Origin of the sequence: Bacillus sp. JJ1532, from assembly GCF_036965085.1 — a bacterium.
Taxonomy (GTDB): domain Bacteria; phylum Bacillota; class Bacilli; order Bacillales; family Cytobacillaceae; genus Cytobacillus.
This window is the reverse complement of record NZ_JBALOW010000044.1, coordinates 33,348-46,003: the sequence shown is the minus strand read 5'-3', so window position 1 is coordinate 46,003 and position 12,656 is coordinate 33,348. Positions and strand designations below refer to the sequence as shown.

At 39.9% G+C, this 12,656-nt stretch carries 12 protein-coding genes and 1 other annotated feature (1 of these 13 only partly in view); all 12 genes read right to left on the bottom strand.

The annotated features are described in order from the left end of the window. Positions 1-21: 21 nt before the first annotated feature. Complete coding sequence (pyrE, locus tag V7122_RS15020; protein ID WP_335484434.1) at positions 22-651, bottom strand: orotate phosphoribosyltransferase; 630 nt, start codon at positions 649-651, stop codon at positions 22-24. Continuing rightward, entirely contained in the window at positions 648-1,364 is a 717-nt protein-coding gene (gene pyrF / locus V7122_RS15015; RefSeq protein WP_335484436.1) for an orotidine-5'-phosphate decarboxylase, read from the bottom strand. Before pyrF ends, pyrE begins: the two co-directional genes overlap by 4 nt. Before the next feature lie 2 nt (positions 1,365-1,366). After that, a complete protein-coding gene (locus V7122_RS15010) occupies positions 1,367-2,278 on the bottom strand; it encodes a dihydroorotate dehydrogenase (protein ID WP_335344151.1) in 912 nt (303 codons plus the stop codon). After that, positions 2,275-3,054: a dihydroorotate dehydrogenase electron transfer subunit gene (locus V7122_RS15005; RefSeq protein WP_438823975.1), complete on the bottom strand. Its 780-nt coding sequence runs from the start codon at positions 3,052-3,054 to the stop codon at positions 2,275-2,277. The genes V7122_RS15010 and V7122_RS15005 overlap by 4 nt, the downstream gene beginning before the upstream one ends. Before the next feature lie 41 nt (positions 3,055-3,095). Continuing rightward, on the bottom strand, positions 3,096-4,382 hold the full coding sequence (locus tag V7122_RS15000; protein WP_335344152.1) for a dihydroorotase: 1,287 nt from the start codon (positions 4,380-4,382) through the stop codon (positions 3,096-3,098). Further along, on the bottom strand, positions 4,345-5,286 hold the full coding sequence (locus V7122_RS14995; RefSeq protein WP_335353340.1) for an aspartate carbamoyltransferase catalytic subunit: 942 nt from the start codon (positions 5,284-5,286) through the stop codon (positions 4,345-4,347). The genes V7122_RS15000 and V7122_RS14995 overlap by 38 nt, the downstream gene beginning before the upstream one ends. Before the next feature lie 171 nt (positions 5,287-5,457). After that, on the bottom strand, positions 5,458-6,744 hold the full coding sequence (locus V7122_RS14990) for a solute carrier family 23 protein (RefSeq protein ID WP_335346325.1): 1,287 nt from the start codon (positions 6,742-6,744) through the stop codon (positions 5,458-5,460). 179 nt (positions 6,745-6,923) lie between these two features. After that, positions 6,924-7,466 (bottom strand): bifunctional pyr operon transcriptional regulator/uracil phosphoribosyltransferase PyrR, encoded by a 543-nt coding sequence (gene pyrR / locus V7122_RS14985; protein ID WP_335346326.1) that lies wholly within the window; start codon positions 7,464-7,466, stop codon positions 6,924-6,926. Positions 7,467-7,653: 187 nt separating this feature from the next. After that, positions 7,654-8,559, bottom strand: coding sequence for an RluA family pseudouridine synthase (locus V7122_RS14980; protein WP_335353339.1), 906 nt, complete (start codon positions 8,557-8,559; stop codon positions 7,654-7,656). After that, a complete protein-coding gene (gene lspA, locus V7122_RS14975; protein ID WP_335346318.1) occupies positions 8,531-9,025 on the bottom strand; it encodes a signal peptidase II in 495 nt (164 codons plus the stop codon). The genes V7122_RS14980 and lspA overlap by 29 nt, the downstream gene beginning before the upstream one ends. 78 nt (positions 9,026-9,103) lie before the next feature. Continuing rightward, entirely contained in the window at positions 9,104-9,391 is a 288-nt protein-coding gene (locus V7122_RS14970; RefSeq protein ID WP_335346319.1) for a hypothetical protein, read from the bottom strand. Positions 9,392-9,541: 150 nt separating this feature from the next. Continuing rightward, entirely contained in the window at positions 9,542-12,313 is a 2,772-nt protein-coding gene (gene ileS / locus V7122_RS14965) for an isoleucine--tRNA ligase (protein ID WP_335346320.1), read from the bottom strand. A 112-nt stretch (positions 12,314-12,425) separates the two neighbouring features. After that, positions 12,426-12,656 (bottom strand) — a binding site (T-box leader) (it continues 33 nt past the right edge of the window).

Below are 12,656 nucleotides of genomic sequence, written 5' to 3'. Positions count from 1 at the left end.
TGCTTGCCTTTTTGAATTAATTTATGCTTGTTTTCCCCATTCTACAGGGTCATTTCTCCATTCCGAAAGCTTCTTCATATCTTCTTCCTGAATATAACCTTTTTCTCTTGCAATTTCTGACAAAGTTTCAAAGTCAGTTAACGTATAAGCAGTAATATCAGCATTTTCCAATAGCTCTCTACCCTTTTGAAGCTGATAAGAGAAAATAGCTACGACCCCTAACACGATGCAGCCAGCCTTTCTAAGTGCCTCAACAGCGGTAATGACGCTGCCTCCTGTAGAAATTAAATCTTCCACGACTACGACCTTTTGGCCCGCTTCAGCCTTACCTTCAATCTGATTCCCCTGACCATGGCCTTTCGGCTTTGAACGTACATAACACATAGGAAGATCCATTAAATCACTTACCCAAGCAGCATGCGGAATACCCGCTGTAGCAGTACCTGCAATAAGTTCTGCATCTGGAAACTTCGCTAAAACCGTTTCCTTTAGCCCATTAGCAATTTCTTTACGGACGGTAGGGTAGGATAATGTAAGGCGATTATCACAGTAAATTGGCGCACGGAGACCTGATGACCATGTAAAAGGATCGTTTGGCTTTAATGCGACAGCTTTAATTTCAAGTAGGCTTTCTGCTATTTTGCGATTCATTGGTGAACACCCTCCCACGATTGTTTGAACATGAAATATTTCTCCAGCGGATTTTCTGATTTAGTAATTGAACGGCCAACAACTATCGCCGAAACACCTTCTGATTTTGCAAATTCAGGAGTGGCTACCCGCTTTTGATCCTGTACATCGTCTGACTTTAAACGAATGCCAGGTGTCACAGTTAAAAATGAATTCCCTAATACTTGAGTAATCGGGCTAGCCTCGAAAGTAGAACATACGACACCATCCATACCCGCTTGCTTAGCAAGTGATGCATAATGAAGAACAGACTCTTCTAAAGAAACATTGATTAACTGTTCTTTCTTCATTTGCTCCTCTGATGTGCTTGTTAATTGAGTAACTGCAATACAAGCAGGTCTAGCCTGTCCAGTTCCGGTTCCAGCATCTAAACCTTCAAGAGCTGCTTCCATCATTTCTTTCCCGCCTGCAGCATGTACATTAACGAGGTCACACCCAAGCCTAGCAAGTCCTTTCATCGCACTTCTCACTGTATTTGGAATATCATGAAGCTTTAAATCTAGAAAAACATCGTGGCCTTGTGCCTTCAAATCATGAACGATGCCTGGCCCCTCTTGATAATACAGTTCCATTCCAACCTTTAAAAATAACTTCTCATCTCCAAAATTCTCGAGGAATCGGAAGACTTCATTTTTACCAGCAAAATCAAGAGCGATAATAATAGATTTATCCATGCTTATTTCCAGCTCCTTCCCGTGCACTCAGAAATATGTTCGAAGCCTAGGCTTTGTAATAGTTCTGGTAATTCTTCAATAATTGTCGGGCAAACAAATGGATCAACGAAATTGGCTGTTCCTACAGCTACAGCACTTGCTCCAGCATAATAATATTCAATTACATCTTCCGCTGATTGAATACCGCCCATTCCGATGATTGGAATAGATACTCGCTGGCTAACCTCGTGGATCATCCGGATTGCCACTGGTTTAATAGCTGGGCCCGATAATCCGCCTGTTTGATTCGCTAAGATCGGTTTTCCGGTCTTCAAGTTAATTCTCATGCCAACTAAAGTGTTAATCATTGTTAAACCATCGGCACCGCCGTCTTCGATCGCTTTTGCCATATCAACTATATTTGTCACATTTGGTGATAATTTAACGTATACAGGTACTTCAGAAACTTCCTTAACCTTTTTCGTTAAGTTCTTTGCCACTTCAGGAATTGTGCCAAAAGCAATGCCGCCTGTCTTAACATTTGGACAGGATATATTCAATTCTAATGCATGGACATTTGGTGCTTTAGAAATCTCTTTAGCGACAGCAATATAATCTTCTTCCTGGGAGCCAGCAACATTAGCAATGATCGGAACATCAAATTGCTCTAACCAGCGCAGCTCTTCATTTATTACTTTTTCTAAGCCCGGATTTTGCAATCCTATTGCATTCAGCATACCAGCGGAGGTTTCCGCTACTCGTGGTGTCGGATTTCCAAATCGAGGCTCAAATGTTGTAGCCTTTATCATAATTGCTCCGAGCAAGCTTAAATCAAAAAGCTGACTAAACTCTCTGCCAAACCCAAAACAGCCTGATGCCGGCATAACCGGATTTTTCAATTGTAATCCTGGCAGGCTTATTTCTAAAGTTTTCATAATACAACCTCCCCTGCCTTGAAAACCGGACCATCACTGCATACCTTTTTATATGTGTATCCAGTAGGATCTTCTCCAGTATGACATACACAAGCGAAGCAGGCTCCAATTCCACAGCCCATTCTTTCCTCTAAGGACAGGTAAACTTTCTTATGTTTATATGCTTGTTCTAATGCTTTTAGCATTGGAGTAGGCCCGCAGGAATAGAGAATATCAAAGTTAATTTTGTCGTCTTCGATCACATTTGTGACAAATCCTTTCCTGCCATAGCTGCCATCAACTGTTGCAGCATATGTTTCCCCGAGCTGTGTAAATTGCTCATCGTAAAAAACAACATTTGATGATTGGAAGCCAAGTACATGAATAACCTTGACCCCTTTTTTTACAAGCTGCTTAGACAATTCAAATAGAGGCGGAACACCTATTCCTCCCCCAACTAAAAGTGCCGTTTCTCCAGCACTGGCCTCTTCTAATGGAAAGCCATGACCTAGAGGGCCTAGAACATCAACAGTATCACCTGGTTTCTTCTCTGATAGAATGATAGTTCCTTTACCCTCCGCACGGTAAATCATTGTGAACTCTTTCTCGTCTTTGTTTATGGCAGAAATACTAATCGGTCTTCTCAAAAGCGGGTCAAATTGTTCAGAAATCTTCAAATGGACAAATTGGCCAGGCTCATTCATTTCGTTAACAAGCTCACCTTTTAAGGTGAGCTCAAAAATACGTTCAGCAATTTCTTGTTGTGATACAACTTGACATAATTCTTTTTTTATCATTTATATACACCCCTTGTAGCAGGATTCCTCTTGCTGTTCATTCATACTGTTACTTTTCTGTTACTCCATGCAACTTGCCCATTAACCATTGTTAATACAGGCCAGCCTTTGCACTCCCAGCCTCCAAAAGGTGTATTTCTGCCCTTTGATAAAAATTGTTCAGGATCAATTTTTTCTGTATGTTCTAAGTCTAGTAAGACGATATCTGCTTCTGCTCCTACTTCAATTTTCCCTAAAGATAAACCAAAAGCTTGAGCAGGTTTTATTGTTAAATAATCAATTAATTGCTTTAAAGAGAAAATCCCTTTTTCCACGAAATGTGTATAAAGGAGTGGGAACGCTGTTTCCAATCCAACAATCCCGAATGGTGCCAGCTTCATGCCTTCTGCTTTATCCTCTGCTGAATGTGGCGCATGATCAGTAGCAATAAAGTCAATTGTTCCATCGAGAATTCCTTCAATTAGTGCTTCTTTATCAGCTAAACCTCTTAGTGGAGGGTTCATTTTATAATTCGTATCAAGGCCAGGGATGTCTTCCTCACATAATAAAAGATGATGAGGCGTTACTTCAGCCGTAACTTTAATACCTGCCTTTTTTGCATCGCGTACGACCCTTACGGATTCCTTTGTACTAATATGACAAACATGGTAATGGCAATCAGCAGCCTCAGCGAGCAATACATCCCTAGCTATATGGACAGATTCACATACAGAAGGAATACCATTCAAACCATTTGCTTTTGAAAAAGTTCCTTCATGAACGGAGCCTTTATTTATAAGCGTATTTTCTTCACAATGGGCTACAATTGGCATATTAATTTCAGCAGCACGCTTCATAGCGGCAAGCATCATCGCAGCCGATTGAACGCCAACCCCATCATCCGTAAAGGCAAAAGCCCCAGCTTCCTTAAGTGCTTGGAAATCTGTCAGCTCTTCACCAATCTCACGAATGGTAATAGATGCATATGGAAGAACTCGAACAGAAGCCGTTTCTTCAATACGTTTATTTAACTTTTCCAATTGTTCCTTAGAATCAGGAACAGGTCTTGTGTTTGGCATGGCCGCAACCGTTGTAAATCCGCCCTTTGCAGCGGACTTAGTTCCAGTCTCAATAGTTTCCTTCTTCTCGCCTCCTGGCTCGCGAAGGTGGACATGCAGATCAATAAATCCAGGAGCAATAAGCAAACCCGAAGCATCAATCGTTTCTTTTGCTTCCTTTGAAATTCCTTCTTTTATTTCAACAATCTTTCCAGATTCTATTAAGATATCTCTTCTAATGAACTCCCCTTCATTAGTTAGCAACTGCCCATTCTTTATAAGTGTTGACATCTTTACCGCCCCTTTCAGATTGTTCAAGTGCTCTTTTTAATACCGCCATTCTTACAAAAACACCATTCGTCATTTGCTTAAATATTCTTGACCGTTCACATTCTACTAAGCAATCAGCTATTTCAACATCACGATTGATAGGAGCTGGATGCATAATGATGCTTCCTGGCTTCATTTTTCTTTCCCTTTCCACAGTCAATCCGTAGGCTTGATGGTATTCTTCAGCTGTTCGATCCCCTTTAACTTCATGGCGTTCATGCTGAATTCTTAACAGCATGACAACATCGGAAGTAGCTACAGCTGTATCAATATTTTCAAAATTGACCCCATTTTCAAGAATTTCATCATCAAACCACTCTTCAGGTCCTGAAAAAACAACTTCAGCACCTAATCTTACTAAAGTATCAGCATTCGACCTTGCTACTCGGCTATGTCTGATATCACCGATAATCGCAACCTTTAATCCATGAAAGCAGCCAAATTCCTGTTTGATGGTTAATAAATCTAGAAGCGATTGTGTAGGATGATGCCCACATCCGTCACCAGCATTAATGATTGCAGCATCTGTTTTTCCATCTAAACTGTCAAAATATCGATCTTCGCTATGGCGAATAATAACTGCATTTGCTCCTATTGCTTCAAGCGTTTTAACCGTATCATAAAGAGTTTCACCCTTTTGCACACTTGATGTACTCACTTCAAATGGGATCGTATTAATTCCTAATCTTCTTTCAGCAACTTCAAAGCTGCATTTCGTCCTCGTGCTATTTTCATAGAATAAATTCGCTACAAACATATTTTTCCCAGCTGACCATGTACCACCATCTAAAAAGTATTGAGCATCTTCAAGAATTTCGTTAATTTCATTAATAGTTAATTCAGTTGTCGTTAGTAAATGTTTCATTCATAAACCCTCCCTTATCTTCTAAAAAAAACACCCTGACATTTTGTCAGGGTGCTGAAGAGTTGAAGAGACAAGTTGGCAAAAGGAAGCAATGATTTCCTTTTACCCAATCACTTCAACACCCTTTCAAATCTCTCTGGACTTACTTAAAAGGCGTTATACTGATTAACCTTATTCTAATTCTGTTTCAAACATATTATCCTTTACCGGCTCTCGGCCAGGTAAAATCAAGTTTAAAACCACTCCGCAAATCGCTGCAAGAGCCATTCCCTGGATCTGCAATGGTCCGATATCGACATGTGCTCCGCCAATGCCGATGACTAGGATGACCGAAGCAATCACTAGATTTCTTTTGTCACCAAAGTCTACTTTGCTGTCCACTAACATTCTCAATCCAGATGAGGCGATTATTCCAAACAAAAGGATTGATACTCCGCCCATAACAGGTGTAGGAATAGAGCTGATGAGAGCTGAAACTTTCCCGATAAACCCGAAGATAATCGCTAAAACGGCTGCACCGCCTAATACATACACACTATATATTCTAGTGATCGCGAGTACACCGATGTTTTCACCATACGTAGTCTTTGGCGGTCCGCCCATGATCGCTGAGATCATCGTTGCTGTCCCATCTCCAAGAAGCGAACGATGTAGACCAGGGTCTTTAATATAATCTTTGTTAACTACCTTTCCTAGGACGAGCTGGTGTCCGATGTGCTCAGAAATTGTAACGATTGCAACAGGCAGCATTAAGAGCATGAGATCTAATGTAAAGCTTATATTGTAGTCGGCGAATGGGAAAACAAAATCAGGAACTTCAATCCAGTCTGCCTCCCGAACACCTGTAAAATCAACAATTCCTACTGCAAGAGCATATACATACCCTATAATGATTCCAGCTAAGATTGGGATCATGCTTAGCATCCCTTTAAAGTAAACCGAGAAAATAATCGTTACAGCTAATGTGACAAGCGCTACAGAGAAGTGAAGCATACTATATTCGCTTGTTACCGGGTTATTCATCGCCATTCCTACTGCTGTTCCCGATAAAGCCAATCCGATAACCATGATGACTGGACCGACAACTATTGGCGGCAGAAGATTCATTAGCCAACGATAGCCGCCTTTTTTGATAATAAGAGCGACAACCCCATACAAGAGACCTACCATAAAGCTTCCGATCATCATCGCCCCAATTCCGCCTGCTTTTCCTGCCATTTGCAGCGGAATGATATAGGCGAATGATGAGCCCAGATAGGCCGGAACCTTCCATTTAGTGATCATAAGAAAGGCCAGTGTGCCGAAGCCGCTTGAAATTAAGGCTATGGCAGGATCTAAATCAACAAGATACGGAACTAATACTGTTGCGCCGAACATGGCGAATAAATGCTGTAAACTTAATGTTAACCATTGCATTGGTGATGGAACATCTTTAATGTCTAATACTGGTTTGTTCATCATATACCTCTCCTACTAGTTGATGTTCATATCTATTTCTTTTGATTTTCCCAGTAGCCATAAAAAAACCCTCATTTGCCAAATTTGCGCAAAGAGGGTACAGGTATACAGAAAAGGACATTCTGTATGTGTAATTCCCCCTTTGTCAGTCTCACAGGACTGCTTTTAAAAAGGGTTATTTAGTTTTCATATATACTTACTTGATCGACTTGATCGACTTCCTTTAATGCCACAACAATTTTCTCTGAACTTGAAGTCGGAATGTTTTTTCCAACAAAATCTGCCCTGATTGGCAATTCCCTATGTCCACGATCAACAAGGACTGCTAGTTGAATCGTAGAAGGTCTGCCGATATCCATCAATGCATCAAGAGCAGCTCTTACTGTCCTGCCTGTATAAAGAACATCATCAATCAGTATAACCTTCTGGTCATTAATATCTTTAGGTATATCCGACCCTTTGACTAGTGGTTCCTGACTCGCTGTAATTTTTGTTAAATCATCTCTATATAGCGTTATATCTAGTTCCCCAACAGCAATCTTTGTTCCTTCAATTTGCTCGATTCTTTCAGCAAGCCGAGTTGCAAGATATATTCCCCGAGTTCGAATTCCGACAAGAACACAGCCTTCAATACCTTTGTTTCTTTCTATGATCTCATGGGCAATCCTCGTTAATGCTCTCCTTATTGCTTGTTCATCAAGAACGATTGCTTTCTCTGAAATGTTAACCACCCCTTTACAAAAAAACTCTCGCCGCTATGGCGAGAGGATATAGGCGTTCATTAAGGATCAAGTCATACAATAGATGACTTGATATCTTATCCGCTTCCTTCTCAGCCTCACGGGACTGTGATTAAAGGACTTATTTAACTATAGTAATTTTATTTTACATACACTCATATGTCAATCATTATTTTTGGAGCTGTTCCATTAATTGCTCGAAATAATCCGGTAATGGGGCTTCAAATTCCATATATTCACCTGATCTAGGATGGACAAAGCCTAAAATACCTGCATGTAATGCCTGTCCGCCTATATCAAGAGTTTTTCTCGGGCCATATTTTGGATCTCCAACAAGCGGGTAGCCTATATACTTCATATGTACCCTAATTTGATGTGTTCTGCCTGTTTCCAGCTGGCATTCAATGAACGTATAATCGTTAAACCGATCGAGAACATGAAAATGTGTAACGGCTTTTTTTCCATTATCAACAACAGCCATACTTTGCCGGTCTTTCTGATCACGTGCAATAGGGGCATCAATTGTTCCGTAATCATGAGGGATTACACCATGAACGATCGCCTTATATTTTCTAGTTACAGTTTTTTCAACTAGCTGATTCACAAGACTTTCATGGGCAAGATCATTTTTTGCCACCATTAATAAACCTGATGTATCTTTATCAATTCGATGAACAATCCCTGGTCTCATGACCCCATTGATCCCAGACAAATCTTTACAATGCGCCATAAGCCCATTAACAAGTGTACCTGTTAAATGCCCAGGTGCAGGATGTACAACCATTCCTTTAGGTTTATTGACAACTAAAACATCCTGATCTTCATAATAAATATCTAAATCCATTTCTTCCGGTACAACGTCTAATTCCTCTGGTTCAGGAATTTGAATCACTATTTGATCATTCAGACTGCATTTATAATTTGTCTTTATTTTTTGTCCGTTGACGAGAACATGCTCATCCTTAATCCACAGCTGAACCTGTGTCCTAGACCATTCCTTATTTAATGATGTAAGAACCTTATCGATTCTTTCACCCGCCTGTTCCTCAGGAATGATGTGTTCCATTTTCTCCATGAGATTTCTCCTTTTTCAACGCTCTCTCTTCTAGCAGCATTTGTATCATAAGCAAAGCAACACCGATTACTAATGCGGAGTCAGCAACATTAAAGACAGGGAAATCATAGCCAAAAATATAAGTGTTAATAAAATCAACAACTTCTTTCCGGTAAACACGATCAATAAAATTACCGATCGCTCCCCCTAGCATAAAGCCTAAAGATACACCTAGCAGCAGTTTGCCTTTTGCAGCTTTTTGAATGTAATAAATAATTCCGATGATAACAATGACCGTTATTACATAAAAAAACCACATTTGGCCTTGCAAAATTCCCCAAGCCGCACCTTTGTTTCGATGAGAGGTTATATAGAGGAAATTTTTGATTACTTCCACACTTTCTCCCAATTGGAAGTTTTTGACTATAAGCCATTTTGTGAACTGATCCAGTGCAATAATTAGTAAAGCAATTATGTAATAAAACACAAAGGCAACCCCCACATTTTCATAGTATTACCTTTGCATTTTAGCACATTCTTTATAAAAAACACAGTAATCCTGTTGTTAATGAAATATCCCCTTTCTAAAGTAACAGTCGATTTTTTCATAGTCATCCAAGGATTTTATTGTTGGTACCATAGTTAGCAGCTCTTCAGGAATCAGTTCACCTGAAATTTCACATCTGCCAAAAAGACCTAATTCAATTTTATTTAATGTATCTTCCACATCTAATAGTTCTGCTTTAATGATTGGTTTAATAAGGGATGAAGAATTATTGTCCTCTAACCTTTCCATAAGTTCCATTCGTGTTTTACGGAGTTCCGAATAAAGTGGTTCTGCTTTGGCATCCATTTATGCTCCTCCGTTCTATTTATTTCTACCTATTATATCCGCTTGCATATTTAAAAGTCGGTGTAAGTTTTTACAGTGAGTACAACAATTAACAAAGGGCCAGATTCCACAAGATATACCTTGCGGAGTCTGACCCTCCTCATAAAAATATTATGCTAAGTGGCTGTATTGCGTTTTAACAACATCTGCACATCTAGGGCATAATGTATTAAATTCTTCAACCAGACCCACTTCTGGTGTAACAATCCAGCAGCGTTCACATGTTTCTCCTTCAGCTTTAGAAACAACGATCGCTGTATTTTCAAACTTAAGAGCATCTTCAGGAGCATCCTCATAATTTCCTGCTACCTCAAAACCAGAAACAATGAATAGTTGTTTAACATTCTCATCAATGGAATCAAGTAAGCTCTTCGCCTTTTCATCTACAAACATTGTTACTTTCGCTGTAAGTGATTTACCAATTACCTTTTCATTGCGCGCTTCTTCAAGAGCCTTCAAAACATCATCACGAAGTTTCATAAATGATGTCCATTTCTCTTCTAGTCCCTTAGCGTTAGGCAGTTCTTTATACTCTGGCATATCAGTTAGCTGAACACTTTCTTCTTTAACTGAAGGGATAAAGCTCCAAACCTCATCTGCCGTATGGGAAAGAACAGGTGCAACTAATTTTGTTAAGGAAATCAAGCACTCATACAGAACGGTTTGAATAGCACGACGATCAGGATGATCCTTCCCTTCAATATAGAGAATATCCTTTGCAAAATCGAGATAGAACGCACTCAAATCAAGTGTACAGAAATTATTAACAGCATGATAAATGCCGGCATACTCGTAATGTTCATAGGCTTCTCGAACAGTCTTAACTAATTTATTTAATTTTACAAGCATAAACTGGTCTACTTCTCGCAAGTTTTCAAAGGAAACAGCATTTGTGTTTGGATCAAAGTCAGCAAGATTTCCTAGTAAGAAACGGAAAGTATTTCTAATCTTGCGGTATACCTCAGTAACTTGCTTTAAAATCGCATCAGAAACACGAACATCGGCCTGATAATCTACTGAAGACACCCAAAGCCTTAAAATATCTGCGCCTAATTGATTCATTACTTTGGCTGGAATGACAACATTGCCCAATGACTTGCTCATCTTTCTTCCTTCACCATCTAAAACAAATCCATGGCTGAGAATCCCTTTGTAAGGAGCCTTTCCAGTAACAGCAACAGCTGTGGATAGAGATGAGTTAAACCATCCTCGGTACTGGTCAGATCCTTCTAAATAAAGATCAGCTGGTCTTTGCAGGTCATCTCGCTCCAATAATACAGCCTGGTGTGACGAGCCTGAATCGAACCATACATCCATAATGTCTGTTTCTTTCGTAAATTCCCCATTTGGACTTTCAGGATGTGTAAAGCCCTCTGGAAGTAAATCTTTTGCTTCTTTTTCAAACCAAATGTTTGATCCATGCTCACGGAATAGGTTGGAAACATGATTAATGGTTTCATCCGTAATAATCGGATCTCCATTTTCTGCATAAAATACAGGAATAGGCACACCCCAAGCACGCTGACGTGAAATACACCAATCTCCACGATCACGAACCATATTAAATAAACGAGTCTCGCCCCATGCAGGTACAAACTTTGTTTCATTTATAGCATCCAAAAGCTCTTTACGGAAATCTTTAATGGAAGCAAACCATTGTGCTGTTGCACGATAAATAACTGGCTTTTTTGTTCTCCAATCATGTGGATAAGAGTGGGTAATGAATGAAAGCTTTAATAACGCCCCAGCCTCATCAAGTTTTTCGGTAATTGATTTATTGGCTTCATCATAGAATAACCCTTCAAAACCCTCAGCTTCCTTCGTCATATATCCGCGGTCATCAACTGGACATAATACATCAAGTCCATATTTCTGACCAACATAGAAGTCGTCTTCCCCGTGACCAGGTGCGGTATGAACACATCCAGTACCGGCATCAATCGTTACGTGTTCTCCTAATATGACAAGAGAATCCCGTCCATATAATGGATGGACAGCAACAATATTTTCAAGTTCTGAACCTTGAACTGTTTTAACTACTTGAGGGTCCTGCCATTCTACTTCCTTCGTAACTGCTTCTAAAAGGTCAGCTGCAACAACATACTTTTGACCTTTTTCTTCCACAACAACATAGTTAAGCTCAGGATGAACAGCGATCCCTAGGTTAGCAGGAATTGTCCAAGGTGTTGTTGTCCAAATGACGATTTGCGTGTCCTCATCTAATACACCCTTGCCATCAGCTACTTTAAAGCCTACATAGATGGATGGAGAGCGCTTATCTTTATATTCAATTTCTGCTTCTGCTAATGCTGATTCAGAAGATGGAGACCAATATACTGGCTTTAAGCCTTTGTAAATATAGCCTTTTTTCGCCATTTCCCCAAACACTTTAATTTGCTGTGCTTCATATTCAGGCTTTAAGGTAATGTAAGGATTTTCCCAATCCCCTCTTACTCCTAAGCGTTTGAACTGAGTACGCTGGCTGTCAATTTGTTCATATGCATATTGTTCGCAGAGCTTCCTGAATTCTGCAACAGTCATTTCCTTACGCTTGACCCCTTTATTCGTCAGTGCCTGCTCAATCGGAAGACCATGTGTATCCCAGCCAGGAACATATGGAGCATGGTAACCGCTCATTGACTTATGGCGGACAATCATATCTTTGAGGATTTTATTTAAAGCATGGCCAATGTGAATATCACCATTTGCATATGGAGGCCCATCATGCAAAACAAACATTGGACGGCCTTTTGTACGTTCTTGAACTTTCTCATAAATATTCATTTCTTTCCATTTAGCCTGAATTTCGGGCTCACGGTTTGGTAAATTTCCACGCATAGGAAATTCTGTTTTTGGCATTAATAAAGTATCTTTGTATTCCATTTCCTTTTCCTCCCGTAGCTTTCACTAGCTTCATGATTACCATTTTTAACAACATTAAACCAATTATTGATGTGGCTAGAGCTTCTAAAAATAAAAAAACCCCCTCATCCCAAAAAGGGACGAGAAGGTATTATTTCCCGCGGTACCACCCTTGTAGATAGAATAATAAATAAACTTCTATCCGCTTTAAAAATTCTTAACGTGAATGACTCGCCTTTATCTACTGATCCTTAAAGGATGTTCAACAAAGGAACTCAAGGGTGATCTTCCAAATCTCCGCTTACTCCAGGCTTTCACCTTCCCTGGTTCGCTGACAATGCCTGCTAAGCAATGATCTAAGCTA

Excerpts from the sequence above, each read along its gene's own strand:
- pyrE (WP_335484434.1), bottom strand. The coding sequence starts at position 651 with ATGAATCGCAAAATAGCAGAAAGCCTACTTGAAATTAAAGCTGTCGCA.
- pyrF (WP_335484436.1), bottom strand. The coding sequence starts at position 1,364 with ATGGATAAATCTATTATTATCGCTCTTGATTTTGCTGGTAAAAATGAA.
- V7122_RS15010 (WP_335344151.1), bottom strand. The coding sequence starts at position 2,278 with ATGAAAACTTTAGAAATAAGCCTGCCAGGATTACAATTGAAAAATCCG.
- V7122_RS15005 (WP_438823975.1), bottom strand. The coding sequence starts at position 3,054 with ATGATAAAAAAAGAATTATGTCAAGTTGTATCACAACAAGAAATTGCT.
- V7122_RS15000 (WP_335344152.1), bottom strand. The coding sequence starts at position 4,382 with ATGTCAACACTTATAAAGAATGGGCAGTTGCTAACTAATGAAGGGGAG.
- V7122_RS14995 (WP_335353340.1), bottom strand. The coding sequence starts at position 5,286 with ATGAAACATTTACTAACGACAACTGAATTAACTATTAATGAAATTAAC.
- V7122_RS14990 (WP_335346325.1), bottom strand. The coding sequence starts at position 6,744 with ATGAACAAACCAGTATTAGACATTAAAGATGTTCCATCACCAATGCAA.
- V7122_RS14980 (WP_335353339.1), bottom strand. The coding sequence starts at position 8,559 with ATGGAGAAAATGGAACACATCATTCCTGAGGAACAGGCGGGTGAAAGA.
- V7122_RS14970 (WP_335346319.1), bottom strand. The coding sequence starts at position 9,391 with ATGGATGCCAAAGCAGAACCACTTTATTCGGAACTCCGTAAAACACGA.
- ileS (WP_335346320.1), bottom strand. The coding sequence starts at position 12,313 with ATGGAATACAAAGATACTTTATTAATGCCAAAAACAGAATTTCCTATG.